The sequence below is a fragment of the Rhizobium herbae genome (assembly GCF_019511375.1).
GTDB classification, from domain to species: domain Bacteria; phylum Pseudomonadota; class Alphaproteobacteria; order Rhizobiales; family Rhizobiaceae; genus Pararhizobium; species Pararhizobium herbae_A.
This window is the reverse complement of sequence record NZ_JAEUAO010000002.1, coordinates 657012-681001: the sequence shown is the minus strand read 5'-3', so window position 1 is coordinate 681001 and position 23990 is coordinate 657012. Positions and strand designations below refer to the sequence as shown.

The window sequence follows — 23990 nt, the reverse complement described above, 5'->3', positions numbered from 1 at the left end:
GGCAAAGACCGAAGCTTTGGTTAATTCGGCAGGCCGGAAAGTCTTAACGGCTCAGTTCTGCAATTCGGGGAGGTTCGCGTAAAGGTCGAGCGCTTCGGGATTGGCAAGTGCCTCCTTGTTCTTGACCGGCCGGCCATGGACCACCTCGCGCACCGCGAGCTCGACGATCTTGCCCGACTTCGTGCGCGGGATGTCGGCGACCGCGATGATCTTTGCCGGCACATGGCGCGGCGAGGCACCAGTGCGGATCTTGGTCTTGATCGCTTTGACGAGATCCTCGGTCAGTTCCCTGCCCTTTGCCAAGCGCACGAACAGGACGACGCGAACATCGTCATCCCAGTCCTGGCCGATGCAGATCGCCTCGGCGATCTCGTCCATCTGCTCGACCTGATTGTAGATTTCCGCCGTGCCGATGCGCACGCCGCCCGGATTGAGCGTCGCGTCCGAACGGCCGTGAATGATGATGCCGCCATGCTCGGTCCATTCGGCGAAATCGCCGTGGCACCAGATATTGTCGAAGCGTTCGAAATAGGCCGCCTTGTATTTGGCGCCCGCCGGATCGTTCCAGAACATCACCGGCATCGAGGGAAACGCCTTGGTGCAGACGAGTTCCCCCTTCTCCCGGCGGACCGGCTGGCCGTCGTCGTTCCAGACATCGATGGCAAGGCCGAGACCCGGCCCCTGGATTTCGCCGCGCCAGACGGGTTTAAGCGGATTGCCGAGCACGAAACAGGACACGATATCCGTACCGCCGGAAATCGAGGCCAGCTGAATATCGGCCTTGATGCCTTCATAGACAAAGGAGAAACCCTCCGGCGACAATGGCGAGCCGGTTGATGTCATCAGCCGCAGCGACGAGAGATCGTGCGTTGATGCCGGCGTAAAGCCGCCCTTGCGCACCGCATCGATATATTTCGCCGAGGTGCCGAAGACGGCGAACTTCTCGTTGCTGGCATAGTCGAACAGCACGTTGCCGTCCGGATGGAAAGGCGAGCCGTCGAAGAGGCAGAGCGTGGCGCCCAGCGCCAGACCGGACACCAGCCAGTTCCACATCATCCAGCCGCAGGTGGTGAAGTAGAAAAGCCTCTCGCCCTCTCTCAGCCCGCAATGGAAGCGGTGCTCCTTCAGATGCTGCAGCAGCGTCCCGCCGGCCGAATGCACAATGCACTTCGGAACGCCGGTCGTGCCCGAGGAGAAGAGGATATAAAGCGGATGCGAGAAAGGCAGCGCCACGAATTCGAGCGGCTTTTCGGCGAAGGGCTCAATGAAAGCAGAGAGGGTCTTGCCGTTCCCGAGGGATGCTGCGACCCCGTCCGCATCGCCGGCATATGGAACGATCAGCACCGGCACGCCGAGTTTCTTCGAAACGGCCTGAACCTTGGCGGAGACATCCTGCAGCTTGCCGGCATACCAGTAGCCGTCGCAGGCGATGAACAGCTTGGGTTCGATCTGGCCGAAGCGATCGAGCACGCCCTGTTCGCCGAAATCGGGGGAACAGGACGACCAGATCGCGCCAATGGAGGCGGCAGCCAGCATCAGCGCGACGGTCTCGGGCATGTTGGGCATCATCGCTGCAACGCGATCACCCTTGCCGATGCCCGCGGTCTTCAAGGCCTGCTGCAGCCGCGACACGAGCGCCCGCAATTCATCAAAGGACATGCGCGATCGCGCCTTGTCTTCGCCCCGGAAGATCAGCGCGTCTCCGCTTCCCGTGTTCCGCAACAGGTTTTCGGCGAAATTGAGCGTCGCGTCGGGAAAGAACCGGGCTTCAAGCATGCGATCGCCGTGGATCAGCGCCCGCGAGCCCTTTTCGCCGATGACGCCGCAATGCTCCCAGACGGCCGTCCAGAAATCGCCGCGCTGGCTGATCGACCAGGCATGGAACGCGTCATAGTCGGCAAAGCTCTTCGAAAAGCGCTGTTCGCACCAAGCGATGAACGCCTTCATCGGCGTCTGGTCGATGAATTCGCGGGACGGTGTCCAAAGGGGACGTTCTGCTTGCATGCTTTCCTCCGCTACCCAGACCAGCCTCTATATCATGCTGCGACGCAAGATAAACTGGTCACGTACTTGATGACTTTGGTGGTTGCGACATTTTCCCGTTTTCAATCGTTTGATTTCTCCGCAGCGAAAGCCTATCGATCCGCTTCCAGACCATATGAAGGTGCGCCGCACGGCAATGAAGCAACACGTCGATCTCGCCAGCAGCAAAGCAGGGCTCCGCAGGCTGCTTCCATCGCGGGCGCTTGCCCGGTTGCTTGTCGGCGCGCTCGTGTTCGTCCTGCTGTTCAAGGTAGCCTTGCCGCTTTTCATTTCAACGGCCAGCGTCAAGCTCAACATGGAGCGGGCGCTTTCCTCCTGGACAGGGGCGCGCGCCGCCATTGCCGGGAATCCCGAAATCAGCTTCTGGCCGCACCCCGTCTTGACGCTGCACAGGGTCACCTTCGAAGGCGGCGATACAGCCTCTCCGGAACTGTTGGCGAAAGCCGACTCCATTGCCGCCGGGTTCGACCTCCTCGCCGCCCTGCGCGGCACGCCGGTCTTCTATGACTTCCGCCTGCTCAACCCCGTGCTCAAAATCGAGCGCCGGACGGACGGGAGCCTCAATTGGCGACGGGCCGGCTGGATGGCCGACGCCATCGCCCAAGCCTCGTCAACGGCGCTTTCTTCGGCCCGCAACATCCCGATCGGCGACATCGACATCGAAAACGGCACGCTCGAACTGATCGACCGTATGGCGGCCACTACCCATCGGGTGACCAATGTTTCCGGCTCGATCCAATGGCCGGCGCCGGCTGCGCGGATCAGTGCAGGTCTGTCGGCTCTGATGAATGGCGAGCGGGTCGAATGGTCCTTCGTCTGCGATGAGCCGATGATGCTCTTTTCAGGACGAGACAGTGCAATCCAGACCTCGTTCACAGCCGCGCCGCTGAGCTTCAGCTTCGACGGAACCGGCAACGCCTTCACGCATCCCTTCGCCTCCGGGCAACTGCAGTTGACGGCGGCTTCCCTCCCCACATTGATGAATTGGTCTCGCGGGGCGACACCGCTGCCGTCATCGACGGGAACCACCTCCATCGACACCAGCATGACAGTGTCCGCCGAGACGTTGAAGATGGACAATCTCTCCCTCGCGCTGAACGGATCCAGTGCGACGGGTGTTCTGGATGTGGCGTGGCGCAAGCAGCACAGCCCGCGGATCGATGGCACGCTTGCCTTCGAGCGGCTCGACCTGACGTCGCTTCCCGCCTTGCTCCTGCCGATGCAGCCGGCATCCGCCCCTTCCGGGGCGCCGGACATGTCGTTTCTCAGTCTTATCAATCTCGATCTGCGGCTTTCGGCCCAGGAGGCAAGCTACGGCACGGTCACACTTACCGATATCGCCGCCGGCGTGATAATCAACAACGACCGGGCGTCCCTCGATATCGGCGACGCCACCTATTCCGACGGCTCGCTCAGCGGCCGCATCGATCTTGCGAAAGACGGCGCCACTGGCGGCCGGCTGCAGTTTTCTCTGAAGAATGCCAATCTCGCCCCTGTCGTTGCGAGCCTCGGCCTGCAAGGATCGCTGCCGCTGGGGCGGGGCGCGGTGAGCGTCGACCTTGCAACCACCGAACCGCTGTCGACGAGAACAATGAACAGCGTTTCCGGCGAAATCCGCTATTCCGCAATCGACGGCGTGTTGACGAACTTCAACGGACCTGAATTCGAACGGCTTGCGGCGGAGGACAGTTTCTTCAACATCAGCCAGGCCGGCGGCGGTTCCTTTGCCTTTGCTACCGTAGACATAATTGCAAAGCTGCACGGAGGCGTTGCCGAACTGACGAAGGCGGATATTCGCGGCGAAGGCCGAACCCTGTCGCTTGCGGGGTTCATTCCCTACCGCAGCGGCAGTCTGGGACTGGCCGGCGCCGTTCGACCCGATGATACCGCGACACCGCCGGTTCGCTTCTTTGTCGGCGGTTCCTGGCCAAATGCAATCATCTCACCGCTCACGACGATCCCTGCCCTTCAACGGTCCATCACATCGACATTGCCACAGGGTCTTCGAAAATAAGCGCCGAATCAGCCAACTGGAGATGTCCGTGCTGCGTTTTCCTGCCGCCACGCGAGAGAGAGCGCGACTGAGGGCTCGCGGACATCACAGGGCAAAGGCGGTCTGCTCGTCCTTGACCCGCTGGATTTCACGACGCCGCGAGACGACGGAAGCGATGAGCACGCCCATGGCGACAATGCCGATCAAGATGGTGCAAACCGCGTTGATCTCCGGTGTCACACCCAATCGCACCTGGCTATATATCTTCATCGGCAGCGTGGTGGCTCCCGGGCCGGAGGTGAAGTTCGAGATCACCAGATCATCCAGCGACAGCGTGAAAGCGAGAACCCAGCCGGAAAAGACGGCCGGCGCGATGACCGGCAGGGTCACCTGCAGGAAGGTCGCGACCGGGGTCGCGCCGAGATCCATCGCGGCTTCCTCGATCGACCGGTCGAAGCTCAGCAGGCGGGACTGCACGACGACGGCGACGAAGCACATGGTGAAGGTGATGTGCGCCAGCGTCAGCGTCCAGAAACCGCGATCGAGGCCAATGGCGACGAACAAGAGCAGCATTGACAGGCCCGTGATGACCTCCGGCATGACGAGCGGCGCGTAGATCATGCCGGAGAACAGCATGCGGCCACGAAACCGCGTGTAGCGCGTCATGGCAAGGGCGGCGAGCGTGCCGAGCACCGTTGCGACGGTCGCCGAAATCAGGCCGACCCGCACCGTCACCCAGGCTGCATCGAGCAGTGCCTGATTATGAAGGAGCTGCGCATACCACTTGGTCGAGAACCCCGCCCAGACGGTCACCAGTTTCGATTCGTTGAACGAGAAGATGACGAGGAGCACAATCGGCAAATAAAGGAAGGCGAAGCCGAAAACGATCGAGGCGATGTTGAAGCGTGACCACTTGACCATGATTACTTGCCCTCGCCGTCTGCCTTGGCCTGCGCGTGCTGGAAGAACATGATCGGTACCACGAGGATGAGAAGCAGGATCGTTGCCACCGCTGCGGAAACCGGCCAGTCACGATTGGCGTTGAACTCGTTCCAGAGCGTCTTGCCAATCATCAGCGTCTCCGACCCGCCAAGCAGGTCCGGGATGACGAACTCACCGACCGCCGGGATGAAGACCAGCATGCAGCCGGCGATCACGCCGGGCAAGGAAAGCGGGAACGTCACGCGCCAAAAGGCGCGGATCGGCGTGCAGCCGAGGTCCAGTGCCGCTTCCGTCAGGCTGTGATCCATCTTTTCCAACGATGAATAGATCGGCAGCACCATGAAAGGGAGGTACGAATAGACGATGCCGATATAGATCGCCCAGTTGGTATTGAGGATAATCAGTGGCTCGTCGATAACGCCGAGGGTCAACAGCAGCTGATTCAGCAGGCCTTCCGGCTTCAAAATCGCAATCCAGGCATAAACGCGGATCAGGAAGCTCGTCCAGAACGGCAGGATTACCAGCATCAGCAGCGTCGGGCGAACCGTGGTCGGCGCCTTTGCCATGCCGTAGGCGATGGGATAGGCGATCAGCAATGTCGCAATGGTCGAGACGACGGCAATTTTCAGGCTGGAAACATAGGCATTGGTGTAGAGCGCATCGCCAGCAAGAAACACATAGTTGGCGACCGACAGCTCGCCGAGCTTGTCGGCGATGCCCGAGATGCCATCCGCCAGATTGAAGACGGGCAGATAAGGCGGCATCGCGATGGCGGTTTCCGACAGCGATATTCTGAGAACGATGAAGAAGGGCGCAAGGAAGAAGATCGTCAGCCAGGCATACGGGATGATGATCACCAGCCGGTTGAAGATTGCCGATCCGAATTTTGACATGGCCTCAATCCTTCAGCAAGACGCCGGCGTTCTCGTCGAAGGAAACCCAGACCTGCTGGTCATAGCCCAGCGGATCCTCGACAGCGCGCACCGCGTTCATCGACGACGCCTTGATCACCTTGCCGTCCTTCAGGCGCACATGAAAAATCGTCATGTCGCCCAGGTAGCCGATGTCCCAGATCTCGCCCTCGGCCGCATTCAAGGGTGCGCAGGCCGGCTTATCGCGGCCGACGCGGATCTTCTCGGGCCGAATGGCCAGTCCTGCCTTTGTGCCAGCAGCCGGCGGTTCCGACGAAGCCACGCGCACTGAAAACCCTGCTTCCGTCGCGATATCGACCGTCCCGTTTCCGGCAGACGTGACGGTGCCGTCGAAAATGTTCACGTCACCGATAAAGTCGGCGACAAAACGGGAGTTCGGTGCCTCGTAGATTTCCGGAGGCGTCGCCACCTGGATGACCTTGCCATGCGCCATGACAGCGATGCGGTCGGCCATGGTCATTGCCTCTTCCTGGTCGTGGGTGACGACGACGAAGGTCAGGCCGAGTTGCTGCTGCAGGTCCATGAGTTCGAACTGGGTCTCCTCGCGCAGCTTCTTGTCGAGCGCGCCCAGCGGCTCGTCGAGCAGCAGCACCTTCGGCCGTTTGGCGAGCGACCGGGCCAGCGCCACACGCTGGCGCTGGCCGCCCGACAACTGATGCGGTTTGCGCTTGGCGAACTTGTCGAGCTTGACGAGCCTCAGCATCTGGTCGACGCGCTCGGCGATCTGCGGCTTCGGCATGCCGTCCTGCTTCAGGCCAAAGGCGATGTTGTTCTCGACCGTCATATGCGGAAACAGGGCATAGGACTGGAACATCATGTTCACCGGTCGCCGATAGGGCGGGATACCGGCCAGGCTCTGTCCGTCGAGCACGATTTCGCCGGATGTCGGCTGCTCGAAGCCCGCGAGCATGCGAAGCAGCGTGGACTTGCCGCAACCGGAGGCACCAAGCAGCGCGAAGAATTCACGGGGGTAGATATTGAGCGACAGATTGTCGACGGCGACGAAATCGCCGAATTTCTTGGTGACGTTCTTCACAGCAATGAATGGCACGGCGGTGGCATCGGCCCAAGGGGCGAAGGAGCGCCGGATACTGCCAAGTGACTTCATCATCTATCCCCGAATGATGTGCAAACAGCGCGGCCATGTTTGGTCCGTGCCCCATACGGAAATTGCCCGGATTTGATGTCCGGGCAATTCTCTTCGACTTACTGGCCGGTGACCACTTTGGTCCACATGCGCGTCAACACGCGCTGCGATTTGGCGTCGAAGGGTGTGGTTGTGAAAAGCTTCTTCATCACATCTGCCGGCGGATAGATCGCGGTGTCCTCAATCACTTCCTTGCTGATGAACTGCTGCGATGCCTTGTTGCCGTTGGCGTAGAAGACGAAATCGCTCGCCTTGGCGATGACTTCCGGCCTCATGATGTAGTTCAGGAATTCATGCGCTTCGGCCACATGCGGCGCATCAGCGGGAATGGCCATCACGTCAAACCACATCTGCGCGCCCGTTGGCGGGATCGAGTAATCCACGGTGACGCCAGCCTTGGCCTCGGCGGCACGGTCGCGCGCCTGGAAAATGTCGCCAGAATAGCCGAGCGCAAGGCAGATATCGCCGTTCGCCAGCGCATTGATATATTCGGAGGAATGGAACTTGCGGATAAAGGGACGAACCTTCAGCAAAAGCTCTTCCGCCTTGGCCAGATCGTCCGCTTCGTGGCTGTCGGGGTTGAGGCCGAGATAGGCAAGCACGCTCGGCACCACATCGGTCGGAGAATCGAGGAGATGGATGCCGCAATCCTTGAACTTGGCGGCGATCTCGGGATTGAACAGGACATCCCAGGTCGGTTTCTCGTCCGTGCCGAGGATCTGCTTCACCTTTTCGACATTGTAACCGATGCCGGTCGTGCCCCACATGTAGTCGATGGCATATTCGTTGCCTGGATCGTAGGTGGCGACGCGCGTAGTGATCTCATCCCACATATTGGACAGGTTGGGCAGCTTCGACTTGTCGAGCTTCTGGAACACGCCGGCTGCGATCTGGCGCTGCAGGAAGGTTGCCGTCGGCACGACGACATCATAGCCGGTGCCGCCGGCGAGCAGCTTGGTCTCGAGGATCTCGTTGGAATCGAAGACGTCGTAGACGACCTTGATGCCGGTTTCCTTGGTGAAATCTTCCAGAATGCTGGCGTCGATATAATCGGACCAGTTGTAGACGTTGACGACGCGCTCCTGCGCGGTCGCAACCGACGCGGATCCGACAAGGATCAGCGCAGCAAAGGCAGTGGTAATCTTGCGCGACATGGAATTCCCCTTTTTTATCGAGCTTCCGTCAGCCGCGCCATCGCCGCGCGTCAAACGACCGAGCCCGTATGCGTCTGGAAGTTAGGCATGTTTTCGGGCAACCACAAGCGCTTTTACGTGATCGCGAACACCGGAGTCCCGCTCCTACCAATTTTAGCAGTGGCTACAAAAATCTGAATCTTTTCAATGCCAGTAAAGGCCGCCCCATCATCCTGCCAGCGACTGAGCAGAGGCGGCTATTGAAAGTCGAAGGCGCTGAAGCCGGTCACCATCTCATCAAGCCCGAGCGGTCGCGTGACCGGCGGCTCGGCCCGCGCAAGACAGCCCTGCCGCTCGCAAAGCCTGCAGGCGGTGCCGCCGGCAACGGTGGCGATCGGCACCTCGCCGTAGACGGTTTCCGGGGCATGAGCGGCATCGCAGCCGATCAGGATTGCCGTGCGCCGAATGCGCTCCTGAAAGTTTGCAACGGGACCGTCGATCGTCCGGGCAAGCACCAGGAACTCTCCGCCTCCAAAAATTTCCACGCGGTCCGCCAAAATCTGGCCGGCCTGATTAAACGTCGCGTGAATGTTGAGCTTCGGACAGTTGCCACCGAACCGCGCCTGCGGAAAACCTTGAGCACCGGCCTTGCGCAGGCGATGTCCGGCATGGTCGATCTCCATCAGGAAGAACGGTACGGCCGAAAGGCCTGGGCGCTGAAGCGTCACCAGCCGGTTCGCTGCCTGCTCGAACGAGACACGAAAACGGGCGCTCAAGACATCGAGATCGTATTTGGCCCTGAGCGCCGCCGAGTAAAACGCGCCATAGGGCATCATGATGGCGTGCGCGGCATAACGCGCGAGTTCGAAACGGCCGATACGCCGCGCCTCACTCGTCGAAAATGCCAGTTGATCGAGATCGGCTGCAATCGCTTCCGGAAAGGCGATCTGCGCCGCTTCCATCGCGATCTCCCGCAACTGGTCCTGCAGGGACAATCGTTCCGACAGGAACAACCGCATCGAGTGCCGATCGAAACGGCGACGCAGATCGGGCATGACATGCACCGGCAAGGCGCGGACGCTCAGGCCATGTTCCCTGCGCAGCCAGTCCTTCAGAGCTCCGGCAGAATCTTCGGTGGCCGTTAGCTGCGCATGCAATGCCTCGGCGGCCTCGTCGATCCTCGCGAAATAATGCGGACGATTTTCGAAGACCTCGCGCACCTCGTCCATTGGCAGGCGCGCGTCGGACAGGGCGGCCATGTGCCCCTGGCCCGACAGGAGACCGCTCAGATCCTTCAACCGCGAGGATTGCTCACGATAGGCACGATAGAGCTTGAGGATGCCGGTGGCTGCATTGGGCGCCGCTTCGGCCACCTCGATCAGTTCCTGATCCCCCGGCAACTCGCCGGCGAGCAGCGGGTCGGCGAACATCTCGCGCAATTGCGCCACGCTGCCGGACGCCTCCCCCTGCAGCTCGTCCAGATCGACCTTGTAGACGGAAGCAAGTTTCAGGAGCAGTTGCACCGTGAGCGGCCGCTGATTGCGTTCGATCAGATTGAGATAGGACGGCGAGATTCCGAGCGCCTCGGCCATCGCCGTCTGGGTCAGGGAGAGGCCATTGCGAATGCGCCGCACGCGGGCGCCGGCGAAAATCTTGTTCTCAGCCATTTGTCATGCCTTTTACAACGTCTCGCCAAAATTCGAGATTTACATATTTTACAAAGTTACAGAAGCCGCCTGTAAAACACAAGACATGATAACCCTTTTCACAGACGCATAAATCGCTTTGTTATGGCGACTTTGTGCAGCGCACTGTAAATCTACTTACATCAAATTCGCACACAAAGCGGGCATTGGACCAAAGTCGAACACCGCTCGAAAAATCGCAGGAGGACCAATATGACTGATTTTTACAATCTCGTTCCCGGTGCACCTCAGGGCCGTTTCGACGGTATCGATCGCCCCTACACCGCCGAGGACGTCAAGCGTCTGCGCGGCTCCGTTCAGATCAAGCATACGCTGGCTGAAATGGGCGCGAACCGTTTGTGGCAGCTCATCCATGAGGAAGATTTCGTCAATGCGCTGGGTGCGCTCTCCGGCAATCAAGCCATGCAGATGGTTCGCGCCGGCCTGAAGGCGATCTATCTCTCCGGCTGGCAGGTTGCGGCCGACGCCAATACGGCGTCCGCCATGTACCCCGACCAGTCGCTCTATCCGGCCAACGCTGCTCCCGAGCTTGCCAAGCGCATCAACCGGACACTCCAGCGTGCCGACCAGATCGAAACCTCGGAAGGCAAGGGCCTTTCCGTCGATACCTGGTTTGCGCCGATCGTTGCCGATGCGGAAGCCGGCTTCGGCGGTCCGCTCAATGCCTTCGAGATCATGAAGGCCTTCATCGAGGCGGGTGCCGCCGGTGTCCACTACGAGGATCAGTTGGCCTCGGAAAAGAAGTGCGGCCATCTCGGCGGCAAGGTCCTGATCCCGACGGCCGCCCACATCCGCAACCTCAACGCCGCGCGGCTCGCCGCCGACGTCATGGGGACGCCGACGCTGGTCATCGCCCGCACGGACGCGGAAGCGGCCAAGCTTCTGACCTCCGACATCGACGAGCGCGACCAGCCCTTCGTCGATTATGACGCAGGCCGCACCGTCGAGGGCTTCTATCACGTCAGGAACGGCATCGAGCCCTGCATCGCCCGCGCCATCGCCTACGCGCCGAACTGCGACCTGATCTGGTGCGAGACCTCGAAGCCGGATCTCGAGCAGGCCCGCAAATTCGCCGAGGGTGTGCACAAGGCGCATCCGGGAAAGCTGCTTGCCTATAACTGCTCGCCGTCGTTCAACTGGAAGAAGAACCTCGACGATGCGACTATCGCCAAGTTCCAGCGCGAACTGGGTGCGATGGGTTACAAGTTCCAGTTCATCACGCTCGCCGGCTTCCATCAGTTGAACTTCGGCATGTTCGAGCTCGCCCGGGGCTACAAGGATCGCCAGATGGCCGCCTATTCGGAGCTGCAGGAGGCGGAATTCGCCGCCGAGGTCAACGGCTACACGGCGACCAAGCACCAGCGCGAAGTCGGCACCGGTTATTTCGACGCCGTGTCGATGGCCATCACCGGCGGCAAGTCTTCGACCACCGCCATGCATGAATCAACCGAACACGACCAGTTCCGCCCAGCGGCCGAGTAACACCAATTCCCCTTCCCCAGGCTTGGTTTGGGGAGGGGCTACAAGGCAGCCATCAAGAACCCCATCAGAGGAGAAATGCCATGACAGTCCAGACACGCGTCAAAGAACGGGCCGAAGAGCAGTCGTCGGCCATGACACCGGAACAACAGGCGATGATCCGCATGGTCGCCAACGACCTGCACCGCCTCAACCAGGCCGTCATGAAGGCGGTGGACGCCGGCGTCTCCGTCGAGCTCGTCCGCTCGGCCCGGCATCACGGCGGCGAGGGCAACTGGGGCGACCTGTTGATCCCGGTGATTGTCACGCAGGGTCGCGGCTGAGCGATGGCCATCAGCACGAAAAACCCCGGCGGGAGCGATCCTGCCGGGGTTTTGCTCTTGATGGTCCGGCCCGTATCCCAAACGAGCTAGAAACTCCGGCTCGGCCTTTTTCCGGCGAAGAGATCGGCATGGCTTTTCACCAACCGATATAGGCGTTCTGACACCGTGCGGATCTCGCGGCGATGGCGGTCCTCGCTGTTGGTGACGATCCATTGTCCGTGGCGAAGCTGCTTCAATTCCTCGCCGGCCCTCTCGAGACCGGGATCGAGGTCGCCGACGAAACAGGGCAGGACAGCCTGCCCGGCGCCAGCTCGCGCCAGGTCGAGCAAGGAGCGCGGCCGGCTGACGATCACCGCTATCGATGCCGCCGCGTGTTCATGTGGCCAGCGCAGATAGGGCGAGACCGCATCGTCCTCCGACACGGCAAGCCAGGCCGAGGCCAGTCCATCGAGCGCATTGCGCTGGCGGTAGGCGGCATAAGCGACCTCGCCGATGTGACGGCTCGTGAGGTTCGGCTCTTGCGGCATGACCGCTCTGACGCCGACGTCGCTTTCCCGGTGCGCAAGCGTCGCGCGCCGTTCGGAGACGGACATGTCGAGACGGAAACCGTCCCGTTCGCTCCAGATGGCCTGGATGTTCTCGCAGACCAGCCAGGTCACCCAGGTTCCGGCCATCAGCCGCACGACCGCCGAGCCATGCGCCTCCTGCCGCCAGTTTTCCACCCTTCGCACGACGGCATCCATGGCCTGCAGCTGCTCGAACAGCGCCTGCCCATCTGCCGTCAATCGATAACCCGTCTGGCTGCGCAGGAAGAGTTGCCGGCCGATCGTCTGCTCGAGATCGAGCACGCGGCGGCCGACCGTCGCAGGGCTGACGCCGCTCGCCTGCGCGGCGCCGGTCAACCCGCCATGGCGAGCGACGGCCAAAAATGTCTGATAGGCGTCCCAGCTGATGTCTTTCATAATTGAAAGACATACATGATATTCTGGCGTTTATAAAACAATTTTCGAAGCCTAGATTGAACCCGTAACCAAGTGGCCAAGGGCCGCACGGGTCCCAATCGAAGGAACGCTGCACGCTGGACGAGGTCCTGCGGCGGCTTCCTGTTGTCTCAAGGAAACGTCCAATGCCTGAAATGATAGGAATAGTTCTGCTGACCGAGATGTTGTCAAAAGACGGACGCAGGCGACATGAGTTTGAGGAATTGCGCAACCAGAGCCGACTGCGAGGTCGGTTCGCGGCCGCAGTCCACAGATTTCGCCGGCGCTGGTCGCAGTGATGCGGCAAAGGCCCGGTCGGTGCCTCTTCGGGGTCGGCGGGGTCTTTTTCCGTCTCTTTAGGGCAGAGCCGCTCAGGCGGCGCGATTGGCCTGGCGCTGGACGTTCTCCCGTTCCAGGCTGAACTGCTCCACCAGCGTCATGAGCATATCTGCCTCGTCTGCCAGTTCCCGGCTGGCATTGGTCGTGTCGGCGACCATCGAGGCATTCTGCTGGGTCATCTGGTCCATCTGGTTGACCGACCCGTTGACTTCCTGCAGGGCAGATGACTGGTCCGTGCTGGCCGTGGCGATCATTTCGACATGCTGGCTGATGGCGACGATCTGCTTGCTGATCGAGGCGAGCACGGCGCCCGTCTCCTGCACCAGCCCAGAGCCGGTGCTGACTTCGCTGGTCGACTTGTCGATCAGCATCTTGATCTCCTTGGCGGCATCGGCAGAGCGCTGCGCCAGTTCGCGCACTTCCTGCGCAACAACAGCAAAGCCCTTGCCAGCATCGCCTGCCCGTGCCGCCTCGATGCCGGCGTTCAGCGCCAAGAGGTTGGTCTGGAAGGCGATGTCATCGATGACCTCGATAATCTGTTCGATCTGGTGCGAGGCATCCTCGATCCGGCCCATCGCGGCGATAGCGTTGGCGACGACGCCGGCCGAACTGTCGGCACTCTTCTTTGTTTCGGCGACGGCGCGGTTGGTCTCCTGCGCCCGTCCGGACGAGGACTTGACGGTGACCGTGATTTCCTCGACGGCGGCTGCCGTTTCCTCCAGAGACACCGCCTGCGCTTCGGTGCGCTTGGAAAGCGCGTCAGCAGACGACAGCATTTGGCTGCCGTTGCGCTGGATCGCCCGGGCATGGTCGCGGATATGGGAAAGCGTTTCCCGCAGTCGGGTGACCGAGCCGTTGAAGTCGGTGCGCACCTGTTCGAGACGGCCGGTGAAGGGTGTATCGATCTGCTGCGTGAGGTCTCCCTGCGCCAAACGGCCGAGGCCGGCTGCGATAGCGTTCACCGCAAAATCGATCTCGCGGTCCATCTCGCGCTTTTCAAGGTCACGGCGCGAACGCTCCTCGTCCGTTTCAAGGCGGCGATTTTCGCTTTCGATTTCCATGCTTAGCTTCGACAGCGCATTTTCGCGGAAGACGGCGAGTGCGCGGGCAATGCCGCCAAACTCGTTCTTCTTGTCGAGATAAGGAACGGAAACATCCAGGTTACCCGAAGAAATGGCCTCGACCGAACCTGTCAATATGCCAAGCGGCCGGATCGATGCACGGATCGCCGCGTAGGCAAGCATCCCGACGACGATCATCACGCCGCTGCCAATCGCGAGGATCAGGTACTGGAGATAGTTGATCTTGCTGAAATAGACTTCCGTCGGAATACCGATGAACAACATGCCGACATTGGCGCCGGCAACGTTTTTCACCGGGAAATATCCGGTGATATAGTCGCGTCCGAACAGCACCGCCGGCCCGTAATAGGCCTCGCCCTTGGCCAGGGACGCCTGTGCTGGATGGTCGGCGGCAAGCTTCGTTCCGACGGCGCGATCGCCGTTTTCCTTCTTTACGTTCGTCGAAATGCGGACGTAATCGCTGCCCTGCTTCTCGAAGATCGTAGCCACCCCGCCGATCGTCTGGGCGGTGCGGTCAACGAGATCGTGATCGGGAAGCGCAGCCATCTTGTTTTCTGTCACGCTGATAAGGATTCCATCCTTCACCCCGATCGCCGCGTCCGGCACCTTCATGCCGTAGAGCACAGCCATCGCGCGACTTGCGTCGCGGGCGTCCATGGTTGCGTCCGCCATCACGTAGCTGCGCAAATTGTAGTGCATCACTCCGGCAATCGTCGCGGTGCTGAGGAAGATCAGCCCCAGCGTGATGGCGACCAGCTGGGATACGACTGAGGACTTGAAAAACCGGAGCATCGCATGGCCTTCAGAGTTGAGAAATTTCTAATACTCTTAAATTGAAAGCCTTAAAAAATGGTGAGAAATCCCGCAAATCCGGGCTTTCCCAGGAATATGACGAGCATTTCCGAAACTAAAATGCCCGACCGCGAGGCCGGGCACCGGAATATCGTTCGGCTCCGCTCAGGCGGCGCGGCCGACCTGCCGAGTGGTAATTGCCGGCTCCAGGCGGAACTGTTCGACGAGCATCATCAGCGTGTCGGCCTGGTTGGCGAGTTGTCGGCTGGCACCGGTTGCCTGCTCGACCATGTTGGCGTTCTGCTGGGTCATCTGGTCCATCTGGTTGACCGAGCCGTTCACCTCGTGGAGCGCCGCCGCCTGGTCGCGGCTTGCGGTCGCGATCATCTCGACATGGCTGCTGACCGAGACGATCTGCTGGCTGATCGAGGCCAGCACCGCACCGGTCTCCTGGACAAGTTGCGACCCGGAATTCACTTCGGCGGTCGACTTGTTGATCAGATCCTTGATCTCGCGGGCGGCTCCCGCCGAGCGTTGGGCGAGTTCGCGAACCTCCTGGGCAACCACTGCGAAGCCCTTGCCGGCATCGCCGGCGCGCGCGGCCTCGATGCCGGCATTCAGCGCCAGCAGGTTGGTCTGGAAGGCAATTTCATCGATGACTTCGATGATCTGCTCGATCTGGCGCGAGGCGTCCTCGATGCGCCCCATGGCAGCAATCGCGTTGCTGACGACGACCGCCGAGCTGTCGGCGCTCTTCTTCGTGTGCGTCACGGCGACATTGGCCTCATGCGCCCGTTCAGCCGACGAGCGGACCGTAACGGTGATCTGGTCGACGGCGGCCGCCGTTTCCTCCAGCGAGGCCGCCTGCGCTTCGGTGCGCTTCGATAGCGAGTCGGCAGAGGCATGCATGTCGTTGCCACTGCGCTGGATCAGTATCGCGTTGTCGCGGATCTGCACGAGCGTGTCCTGCAGGCGGATCAGCGAGCCGTTGAAATCCATGCGCAGCTGCTCGAGCCGGCCGGTGAACGGCGTGTCGATCTGCTGGGAGAGATCGCCCTGCGCCAGGCGGCCGAGACCGGCCGCAAGCTGGCTGACGGCGAAATCGATCTGGCTGTCGAGCGCCTGTTTTTCTGCATCGTTGCGCCGGCGCTCGGCTTCCGCATGGGCGCGCTGCTCTTCGCTCTCGGCCTCGATGCGGACTTTCGACAGCGCGTTTTCCTTGAAGACGCCAAGCGCGCGCGCCATGTCGCCAATCTCGTCGCGGCGGGCACCGCCGTCGATCGACGTGTCGAGCGCGCCATCGGCAAGCCGGCGCATGGCCGCGGTGATCTGGCCGATCGGCCCCTTCAACGTCAGGACCAGCGCCCCGCCGGCCAGAAGCGCAATCAGGATACCGACGACAGTTGCGAAAACGGAAACCTGGTTTGCCTTGTCGCGTTCAACCGATGCCGTTGTCTTCTGGCCTTCGGCAAAGGCAGTGAGCTGGCTCCAGATATCATCGATCTCGGCGGCGGCGGCGGCGAACTCCGCCTGGCGGGCGGCGCTGCTGTCGACGAGGGCGGCGCTGTCTGCTTCCATCTTTTCCGTCACCGGCTTCACAGCCTTCACGAGATTGTTGAAGAAGGGCAGGTCGCCAGCCGACTGGGCCAGACTCTGGATTTCCTGGTTCATGAGACGGAATTCGCGCATCAGCCGCTCGCGACCTTCGGGTTGGGTCTTTTCGAGAAAGCTGGCTGCCGCGATACGGATCGTATAGACGGAGTTGACTATTGCCCGGGTGCCTGAGAGCACGGAGTTCGCCTTCACAAGCGCCGCATCGAGCTTGCCGAAGGTCGCTGTCGCTTCACGCATCTTCACGCCTGCGGCGGTATGAAGCTGGATGCTCGTCTGGCGGAAGCGCGCCATCAGCTTGCCGATCGCGGCCGCCGTTTCGTCGCTCTTGTCACCGCCGTCCACCAGCGCCTTGATCTCACCGATCGTCTTCTTGAACGTTTCTGCAACCGCCTTCTGGTTTTGCGGCAGGCCGGAGCTGATCTTGCGCAGGACCTTGGTCATGGCGCCGTAAGAATCGGCTGCCACCTTGATCTTGTCCTCGGCGTTGGCCGCCTTTCCGAAATTCGAGTTAAAAGCGACCAGTGTATCGCTGGATGAGGTCAGGCGCTCGGCCTCACGCAATAGCGACTTGGCGGCCTCCTCGTCTTGGCGAACGTTCTGCTCCATGGTCGTCGCCTCGTCGAGGATCTTCATCTGAGCGGCGAGCAGGAGCCGAAGGCTTCCATTGATGGACTGGCGCAGCGCCACTTCCTGTTCGTAGAGCTTCCACAAGCCGTCGACTCGCTCGCCGATCGTCGCACTACCGTTCAACGCCTGCTGGAGCTGGCTACACCCTTCTTCGTCGTCGACCTGCCTTAGTGTCTCTTCGAGAACCGCGCGCTGGGCTGTGATTTTCTCGAACACCGCCTGGCGGGAATCCTCGGTCGTGTTCTGAAGGAAGGCATTCATGCCGGCATAGACATCCTTGAAGCCGCTCAGCGACTGCAGGACGCTGTTGGAGATTTCCATCCGCCCCTGCAGCAACCCTGACGCATAGAGGCCGGTGATACCGACAGCGCAGATGCTGACGACGAAGGGCAGGATGAACAGGAGCACCTTGGTCTGGATTTTGAAGCGGGCAAGAATCTTGTCGATGAACATGGACGCACCTTGGCTCGCAGCCTGCAACCGCCCTCCACAAGCTCGACGAGCTTTCCCGGTGCGCCAAACAAGCTGATGATTTGACTTGAAAAGCATACGGCGTGACGCCGCCAGCCTGCCAGGCATTCATTGCATGACCCGCGCATCCTCATAGGCGAGATCACGGCAGACTCCGTTGTGTCGCATTCTTCAACGGCAAGAATTAATATTTGAATAAATACGATTTATTTCGTTTCATTGGCGCCAAAGCGACACGTCCGCTTAGGTCCGGCGGCACCGGGGAGGTCTGGGCGTAGACCATCGCGTCCGGGGCGGGCTACTCGTAACTGCGCTCTTAAAACCTGGTTTCAGAAGGACCAGAATGAGGGAAGCGCCGAGAGTGCAGTGAGAGCACCGAGTGCAATGACGGCCACGCGGATCAGCATGGCCTTTCGCGTCTTGCCTTCCTCGGCTTTCGCAATAGCAATTGCGCGAGCTGCGGAACGGCTGCGATACTGGTTCATGGCATTGTGTCCTTTCGAAACCAAAGCAACGATAGACTCGGATGATCCGAACCGCCAGCCCGCTTCTTGTTGCAACGGGACACGAAAGAGAAAAAATGTCACTTTTCGGACCCATTCTCCGAAACGCCATCGCTTTCAGTCCGCGGGCCGTCGTGCCAGCTCGCGAAACAGGTTCCGCCAGATATCTTAACAATGGCTGAAGTGAGCGAGGCCTTTTTGCGGTTGGTTACGCAACCTGCCCCGCGGAAAAACCCGACGCCCACGCCCACTGGAAGTTATAGCCGCCAAGCCAACCCGTGACGTCGACACATTCGCCGACGAAATAAAGGCCAGGCACCTCGCGCGCCTGCATCGTGCGGGAATCGAGCGCCTTCGTGTCTACCCCGCCCAGCGTTACTTCCGCGGTGCGATAGCCTTCCGAGCCGGCCGGCGTGATGGTCCAATCCTTGATGCCCGCACAGAAACTGTCGATCACCTTGTCGGAGAGGTCGGCAAGCGACCGGTTGATCAGGCCGGCGGTCTCGGCAAAGAACTGCGCCAGGCGCTTTGGCAGATGTTCGCCAAGCGCCGTCTGCAGGGCCTGCCGGCCATTGTCGCGGCGCGCAGCCTTGAGCAGCGCTGCGATATCGACACGCGGCAACAGGCCGAGCCGGATGTCGCCGCCCTCGCGCCAATAGGAGGAAATCTGCAGGACGGCCGGGCCGCTCAGGCCGCGGTGGGTGATCAGAACAGCCTCCTCGAACACCGTCTTGCCGGAACGCGCCTCAGCGTCAACGGCAACGCCCGCAAGCGCACTCAGGCTTTCCAGTTGCGCCGGATCCAGCGTCAGCGGCACCAGCGCCGGGCGGGTTTCGACGAGAGGCAGGCTGAACTGCTCGGCAATCCTGTAGGCGAAGCCCGTCGCTCCCATTTTCGGGATCGATTTGCCACCACTGGCAATGACCAGCGCAGAGCCATCGATCATGCCGTCCGCTGTCGCCACGCGGAAACCGGAAGGCGTCTTGTCAACGGACTGAACCTGCACCCCCAACCGCAAGACGGCTCGGGCTTCCTTCATTTCCGACAGCAGCATCCGGATGATGTCCTTTGCGCTGTCGTCGCAGAAGAGCTGGCCAAGCGTCTTTTCGTGCCAGGCGATTCCGTGGCGTTCGACCAGCGTGATGAAGTCCTGCGGCGTGTAGCGTGCCAGCGCCGACTTGCAGAAATGCGGATTGGCCGAGAGAAAGCTCTTCGGGCCCGCGTGAATATTGGTGAAGTTGCAGCGCCCGCCGCCCGAGATGCGGATCTTTTCACCCGGCGCCCTGGCGTGGTCGATCACCAGCACCCGGCGGCCGCGCTTGCCCGCTTCGATCGCCGCCATCATGCCGGCAGCACCCGCGCCGATTATCACCACGTCATATTGTTCAGCCAAGGCATCCGGTCCTGTTTCGCCTTCCTTTTCCGGGCGGCGGCTTGAAAGTCAATCGCTGGGTTCCATGGCGTTCACAAATACAGCTTGTGCGTGACGGCAAGTCCCGGTTTTCACCCTAGCCAATTACCAAACTCCGGCTATGATGGCCCACCCGAACCCAAAACCGGTGATTTATGCCTGCCAGAAGAAGCATTGCCCAACACGCATCAAAGACCAGCAAGACTTCAAAAATTCCCCCCGCATTGCAGTCCGCCCGAGGTGTCAAGACCTGGAAGGAAGCCGCAGACTGGCTAAAAATCCGCGGTATCGAGGATATCGAGTGCATCACGCCCGACATTGCCGGTGTTCCGCGCGGCAAGATGATGCCGTCTTCGAAATTCACCTCCAACACGTCGCTCGCCCTGCCCTCGGCGATCTATCGTCATACGATTTCCGGCGAGTACCCCGAGGAGACCGGCAACTTCCGTTATGATTCCCGTGACAGCGACATCAAGCTGGTGCCGGACCTTTCGACCTTGTCAGTCGTTCCATGGGAAACGGATCCGACGGCACAGGTCATCTGCGACATTGCCGGGTCGAAGGGCGAGAATGTGCCCTATACGCCGCGCAATGTTCTAAAGCACGTGCTCGACCTCTACCAGCAGAAAGGCTGGAAGCCGGTCGTCGCACCGGAGATCGAATTCTACCTGGTGGCCAAGAACGAGGACCCCGATTATCCGCTGCATCCGCCGAAAGGCCGCTCCGGACGCGCCATTCAAGGCGGTCAAGGCTATTCCATTGCCGGTGTCAACGAATTCGACGAACTGATCGACGACATCTATCATTTCTCGGAAAAGCAGGGGCTGGAGATCGACACGCTGATTCATGAGGAAGGCCCGGCGCAGCTCGAAATCAACCTGCGCCATGGCGATCCGATCGAACTTGCCGACCAGGTCTTCATGTTCAAGCGGACGATCCGCGAGGCTGCTCTGAAGCACGGCATCTATGCGACCTTCATGGCCAAGCCCATGCAGGCGCAGGCGGGTTCCGCCATGCACATCCATCAATCGGTCATCGAGGTAAATACGGGACGCAACCTGTTTTCCAATGCCGACGGCTCGGCATCGAAGGAATTCTTCTCCTTCATCGGCGGCATGCAGAAATATGTCCCGAAGGCGCTATCGATGATGGCGCCTTATGTGAACTCCTATCGTCGCTTGACGCCCGACATGTCGGCCCCGGTCAACAATGCCTGGGGATACGACAACCGCACCACGGCCTTCCGCGTCCCGGTTTCTGAGCCGGTTGCACGGCGCGTCGAAAACCGGCTGCCTAGTTCGGACGCCAATCCCTATCTGGCGCTGGCCGCCTCGCTCGGTTGCGGCTATCTCGGCATTTTGGAGGCGCTGGAGCCGTCTGCTCCATCCGACGACACGGTCAATGACGGCACCATCGACTTGCCGCGCGGCCTGCTCGAGGCCGTATCCCTGCTCGAATCGGAACCGGCCTTCGCCCAAGTCTTCAGCCCCGAATTCATTGCCATCTATGCCGGTGTGAAGCGTGGCGAATTCGAAACCTTCATGCAGGTGATCAGTCCCTGGGAACGCGAATTCCTGCTTCTCAATGTCTGACCGGAAAGGTTAAGCCATGCCTTGGCAAAGCCCGATCTCGCCGGGGATCTCCTGGTATGAAGACAACGTGCCGGAGAGGCCGGAATATCCAGCACTGCCCGGTTCGGTCCAGACCGACGTGGCGATTGTCGGCGGCGGTTTCACCGGCCTGCAGGCCGCCCATAATCTCGCCCTGAAGGGGGTTCGCGTCACGCTTGTCGACGCCTGCCGCTTCGGCGACGGGGCCTCCGGCCGCAATGGCGGGCAGCTCGGCACCGGCCAACGCTGGTCGCCGGAGGAACTCGAGCATTCGCTTGGTTTCGACCGTTCGAAGGCTTTGTTCGACCTCGCCGAGGAGGCCAAGAAATACCTTCTCGCCTTTGCATCCTCGCATGGCATCGACATCGAATATGTTCCGGGCCAACTCAACGTCTCTCACAAGAAAAGCCTCGAGAAGGATTACCGCGACAGCGTCGAGATCGTCGCCTCCCGCTACGGTTACCCACATCAAAGCTTCATGGATCGCGACGAAACCGTCGCCCGGCTGGGCTCGACGCGTTACCTCTTCGGCATCCGCGACACCGGCACCGGTCATATCCAGCCGATGAAGCTTCTTGTCGGCCTGGCGAGGCAGGCAGCACTGGCCGGCGCCTCGCTGCACGAGAAGACCAGAGCGCTGAAAATCAACCAGAGCAACGGCCGGATCGTCATCGAAACCGAGAGGGGCAATATTCGCGCGGAAAGAGCTTTGATCGCCTGCAATGGCTATATTGGCAATCTTGAGGCGGTGACGGCGCGGCATGTGATGCCGATCCGCTCCTTCATCGGCGCGACACAAGTCCTCAGCGATTTCCCGGACGTGCTGCCCGGCGGGGAGGCCGTTGCCGATTCGCGCTTCGTCGTGCGCTATTTCCGCAAATCCAGGGACGGTCGGCTGCTGTTTGGCGGGCGCGAAGCCTATACGGCCGACAATCCGCGCGATATCACCGACCATATCCGCCGCCAGGTCGCGGAGATCTACCCGTCGCTGGCCAACATCGACATAACCCATGCCTGGGGCGGCTCGGTCGGCATCACCCTGCCGCGACAGCCCTTCGTGCGCGAAGTCATGCCCGGCGTCACCTCGATCGGCGGCTATTCCGGCCATGGCGTCATGCTGTCAAACTATTGTGGCAGGCTCTACGCCGACCTCGTAACCGGCAATCGGTCGGACCTCGAACTTCTCCGGGATCTGAACATTCCTGCCTTTCCGGGCGGCACGCGGTTTCGATCCGTGCTTTTGTTCCTCGCGCTCAGCTGGTATGCCTTGCGCGACAAATTCTGAAAGCCGTGCCTGTCATTTTATTGCATCGCACCCTAGCGCTTTTAAATCGATTAGATTATAAGCTCCCCAGACCAGAACGAGATCGAGATTTCTCATGAGTAGCCAGATCATTCCTGTGGAACCCTTTGACTATGTGGTTTTCGGAGGCACCGGCGACCTTGCCGAGCGCAAGCTGCTTCCGGCCCTCTATCATCGTCAGCTGGACGGCCAATTGAGCGATCCGACCCGCATCATCGGCGCATCGCGCAGCGTGCTCAGCCACGAGGAATACCGGAAATTCGCCCGGGACGCCCTCAAGGAGCATCTCAAGCAGGGCGAATATGACGAGGCACAGGTCAAGATTTTCACCGACCGCCTCTTCTACATTCCAGTCGACGCCAAGTCGGACAATGGCTGGGACCACTTGAAGCACTTGCTGGATGAAGGCAAGGACCGGGTCCGCGCCTTTTATCTCGCCGTCGCACCAGCCATCTTCGGCGACATCTCGGAAAGGATTCGCGACCACAAGCTGATCACCAAGACGACGCGCATCGTCGTCGAAAAGCCGATCGGTCGCGACCTCGCTTCCGCCCTCGAACTCAACGACACGATCGGCAAGGTCTTCAAGGAAGAGCAGATCTTCCGTATCGACCACTATCTGGGCAAGGAAACCGTGCAGAACCTCATGGCGCTGCGCTTCGCCAACACGCTTTATGAACCGCTGTGGAATTCCTCCTATATCGATCACGTGCAGATCACAGTGGCGGAGTCCGTCGGGCTTGAGAGCCGCGCGGGTTATTACGACAAGGCCGGTGCGCTCCGCGACATGGTGCAGAACCATATCCTGCAGCTTCTCTGCCTTGTCGCCATGGAGGTGCCGCCATCGATGAATGCGGAAGCCGTGCGCGATGAAAAGCTGAAGGTGCTGCGCGCGCTGAAACCGATCAACCCCAGCAACGTCGAAAGACTGACGGTGCGCGGCCAGTACAAGGCGGGCGCCTCCGCCGGCGGTGCTGTGAAAGGCTACCTCGAAGAACTTGAGGGTGGCGTTTCCAACACGGAAACCTTCGTGGCCATCAAGGCCGAGATCAGCAACTGGCGCTGGGCGGGCGTTCCCTTCTATATCCGCACCGGCAAGCGTATGGCGGGCCGCATGTCGGAAATCGTCGTCAGCTTCAAACCGATCCCGCACTCAATCTTCGACGAGGCGGCCGGTCGCATCGCCGCCAACCAGTTGATCATCCGCTTGCAGCCGGACGAAGGCGTCAAGCAGTCACTGATGATCAAGGACCCCGGTCCGGGCGGCATGCGCCTGCGCAACGTTTCCCTCGACATGACCTTCGCTGAAGCCTTCAACGCCCGCAGCGCCGATGCCTATGAGCGCCTGCTGCTCGATGTCGTGCGCAACAACCAGACCCTGTTCATGCGCCGCGACGAAGTCGAGGCTGCCTGGAAGTGGGTCGATCCGATCCTGAAATCCTGGGAAGCCGTTGGCCAGCCGGTCCAGGCCTATACGGCCGGCACCTGGGGTCCGAGCCAGGCGATCGCGCTGATCGAGCGAGACGGCCGTACCTGGCATGAAGTGATCTGAGGGCAACG

The 23990-nt window shown here is 60.8% G+C and carries 17 protein-coding genes; 6 read left to right on the top strand and 11 right to left on the bottom strand.

The genetic code is table 11. The annotated features are described in order from the left end of the window. Window positions 1–51: 51 nt before the first annotated feature. Entirely contained in the window at window positions 52–2004 is a 1953-nt protein-coding gene (locus tag JNB71_RS10465; RefSeq protein WP_220371731.1) for an acetoacetate--CoA ligase, read from the bottom strand. A 175-nt stretch (window positions 2005–2179) separates the two neighbouring features. Here JNB71_RS10465 and JNB71_RS10460 point away from each other — a divergent pair, with 175 nt between their 5' ends. Further along, entirely contained in the window at window positions 2180–4057 is a 1878-nt protein-coding gene (locus JNB71_RS10460) for an AsmA family protein (RefSeq protein ID WP_220371730.1), read from the top strand. Between the two features lie 84 nt (window positions 4058–4141). On the opposite strand, the gene JNB71_RS10455 is transcribed toward JNB71_RS10460, so the two are convergent. The 5 genes from JNB71_RS10455 to JNB71_RS10435 all read right to left on the bottom strand — a co-directional run bounded on the left by JNB71_RS10455 (window position 4142) and on the right by JNB71_RS10435 (window position 9857). Continuing rightward, window positions 4142–4960: an ABC transporter permease gene (locus JNB71_RS10455; protein ID WP_220372240.1), complete on the bottom strand. Its 819-nt coding sequence runs from the start codon at window positions 4958–4960 to the stop codon at window positions 4142–4144. Next, window positions 4960–5871: an ABC transporter permease subunit gene (locus JNB71_RS10450; protein WP_220371729.1), complete on the bottom strand. Its 912-nt coding sequence runs from the start codon at window positions 5869–5871 to the stop codon at window positions 4960–4962. Before JNB71_RS10450 ends, JNB71_RS10455 begins: the two co-directional genes overlap by 1 nt. A gap of 4 nt (window positions 5872–5875) precedes the next feature. Beyond that, window positions 5876–7018: an ABC transporter ATP-binding protein gene (locus JNB71_RS10445; RefSeq protein ID WP_220371728.1), complete on the bottom strand. Its 1143-nt coding sequence runs from the start codon at window positions 7016–7018 to the stop codon at window positions 5876–5878. A 98-nt stretch (window positions 7019–7116) separates the two neighbouring features. Then, window positions 7117–8211, bottom strand: coding sequence for a polyamine ABC transporter substrate-binding protein (locus JNB71_RS10440; protein ID WP_220371727.1), 1095 nt, complete (start codon window positions 8209–8211; stop codon window positions 7117–7119). 236 nt (window positions 8212–8447) lie between these two features. Next, on the bottom strand, window positions 8448–9857 hold the full coding sequence (locus JNB71_RS10435) for a helix-turn-helix domain-containing protein (RefSeq protein ID WP_220371726.1): 1410 nt from the start codon (window positions 9855–9857) through the stop codon (window positions 8448–8450). Between the two features lie 231 nt (window positions 9858–10088). On the opposite strand from JNB71_RS10435, the gene aceA reads away from it, so the two are divergent. Both aceA and JNB71_RS10425 read left to right on the top strand, forming a co-directional pair. After that, window positions 10089–11378, top strand: coding sequence for an isocitrate lyase (gene aceA / locus JNB71_RS10430; protein ID WP_220371725.1), 1290 nt, complete (start codon window positions 10089–10091; stop codon window positions 11376–11378). An 80-nt stretch (window positions 11379–11458) separates the two neighbouring features. Next, on the top strand, window positions 11459–11698 hold the full coding sequence (locus JNB71_RS10425; RefSeq protein ID WP_037119629.1) for an SMc00767 family acetate metabolism repressor: 240 nt from the start codon (window positions 11459–11461) through the stop codon (window positions 11696–11698). An 86-nt stretch (window positions 11699–11784) separates the two neighbouring features. Here JNB71_RS10425 and JNB71_RS10420 read toward each other — a convergent pair whose 3' ends face one another. From JNB71_RS10420 to JNB71_RS10400, 5 genes are all read right to left on the bottom strand, one after another. Then, entirely contained in the window at window positions 11785–12660 is an 876-nt protein-coding gene (locus JNB71_RS10420) for a LysR family transcriptional regulator (RefSeq protein WP_220371724.1), read from the bottom strand. Between the two features lie 389 nt (window positions 12661–13049). Beyond that, window positions 13050–14891, bottom strand: a complete 1842-nt coding sequence (locus JNB71_RS10415; RefSeq protein ID WP_220371723.1) for a methyl-accepting chemotaxis protein — start codon at window positions 14889–14891, stop codon at window positions 13050–13052. Window positions 14892–15056: 165 nt separating this feature from the next. Beyond that, on the bottom strand, window positions 15057–17585 hold the full coding sequence (locus JNB71_RS10410) for a methyl-accepting chemotaxis protein (RefSeq protein WP_220371722.1): 2529 nt from the start codon (window positions 17583–17585) through the stop codon (window positions 15057–15059). Between the two features lie 347 nt (window positions 17586–17932). Beyond that, window positions 17933–18190 carry a hypothetical protein gene (locus JNB71_RS10405; RefSeq protein WP_220371721.1) on the bottom strand — a complete coding sequence of 86 codons (258 nt, stop codon included), beginning with the start codon at window positions 18188–18190 and terminating at the stop codon, window positions 17933–17935. Between the two features lie 124 nt (window positions 18191–18314). Beyond that, window positions 18315–19499, bottom strand: a complete 1185-nt coding sequence (locus JNB71_RS10400; RefSeq protein WP_220371720.1) for an NAD(P)/FAD-dependent oxidoreductase — start codon at window positions 19497–19499, stop codon at window positions 18315–18317. Between the two features lie 173 nt (window positions 19500–19672). On the opposite strand from JNB71_RS10400, the gene JNB71_RS10395 reads away from it, so the two are divergent. The 3 genes from JNB71_RS10395 (at window position 19673) to zwf (ending at window position 23982) form a co-directional block, all read left to right on the top strand. Beyond that, window positions 19673–21109 (top strand): glutamine synthetase family protein, encoded by a 1437-nt coding sequence (locus JNB71_RS10395; protein ID WP_220371719.1) that lies wholly within the window; start codon window positions 19673–19675, stop codon window positions 21107–21109. Window positions 21110–21125: 16 nt separating this feature from the next. Beyond that, a complete protein-coding gene (locus JNB71_RS10390) occupies window positions 21126–22412 on the top strand; it encodes an NAD(P)/FAD-dependent oxidoreductase (RefSeq protein ID WP_220371718.1) in 1287 nt (428 codons plus the stop codon). Window positions 22413–22506: 94 nt separating this feature from the next. After that, on the top strand, window positions 22507–23982 hold the full coding sequence (gene zwf / locus JNB71_RS10385) for a glucose-6-phosphate dehydrogenase (RefSeq protein ID WP_220371717.1): 1476 nt from the start codon (window positions 22507–22509) through the stop codon (window positions 23980–23982). Window positions 23983–23990 lie beyond the last annotated feature (8 nt).

What these genes read in the sequence shown, in the direction of transcription:
- JNB71_RS10435 (WP_220371726.1), bottom strand. Translation starts at nt 9,857, where the DNA reads ATGGCTGAGAACAAGATTTTCGCCGGCGCCCGCGTGCGGCGCATTCGC.
- JNB71_RS10465 (WP_220371731.1), bottom strand. Translation starts at nt 2,004, where the DNA reads ATGCAAGCAGAACGTCCCCTTTGGACACCGTCCCGCGAATTCATCGAC.
- JNB71_RS10425 (WP_037119629.1), top strand. Translation starts at nt 11,459, where the DNA reads ATGACAGTCCAGACACGCGTCAAAGAACGGGCCGAAGAGCAGTCGTCG.
- JNB71_RS10460 (WP_220371730.1), top strand. Translation starts at nt 2,180, where the DNA reads ATGAAGCAACACGTCGATCTCGCCAGCAGCAAAGCAGGGCTCCGCAGG.
- JNB71_RS10410 (WP_220371722.1), bottom strand. Translation starts at nt 17,585, where the DNA reads ATGTTCATCGACAAGATTCTTGCCCGCTTCAAAATCCAGACCAAGGTG.
- JNB71_RS10440 (WP_220371727.1), bottom strand. Translation starts at nt 8,211, where the DNA reads ATGTCGCGCAAGATTACCACTGCCTTTGCTGCGCTGATCCTTGTCGGA.
- aceA (WP_220371725.1), top strand. Translation starts at nt 10,089, where the DNA reads ATGACTGATTTTTACAATCTCGTTCCCGGTGCACCTCAGGGCCGTTTC.
- JNB71_RS10395 (WP_220371719.1), top strand. Translation starts at nt 19,673, where the DNA reads ATGCCTGCCAGAAGAAGCATTGCCCAACACGCATCAAAGACCAGCAAG.
- JNB71_RS10450 (WP_220371729.1), bottom strand. Translation starts at nt 5,871, where the DNA reads ATGTCAAAATTCGGATCGGCAATCTTCAACCGGCTGGTGATCATCATC.
- zwf (WP_220371717.1), top strand. Translation starts at nt 22,507, where the DNA reads ATGAGTAGCCAGATCATTCCTGTGGAACCCTTTGACTATGTGGTTTTC.
- JNB71_RS10390 (WP_220371718.1), top strand. Translation starts at nt 21,126, where the DNA reads ATGCCTTGGCAAAGCCCGATCTCGCCGGGGATCTCCTGGTATGAAGAC.
- JNB71_RS10445 (WP_220371728.1), bottom strand. Translation starts at nt 7,018, where the DNA reads ATGAAGTCACTTGGCAGTATCCGGCGCTCCTTCGCCCCTTGGGCCGAT.
- JNB71_RS10420 (WP_220371724.1), bottom strand. Translation starts at nt 12,660, where the DNA reads ATGAAAGACATCAGCTGGGACGCCTATCAGACATTTTTGGCCGTCGCT.
- JNB71_RS10415 (WP_220371723.1), bottom strand. Translation starts at nt 14,891, where the DNA reads ATGCTCCGGTTTTTCAAGTCCTCAGTCGTATCCCAGCTGGTCGCCATC.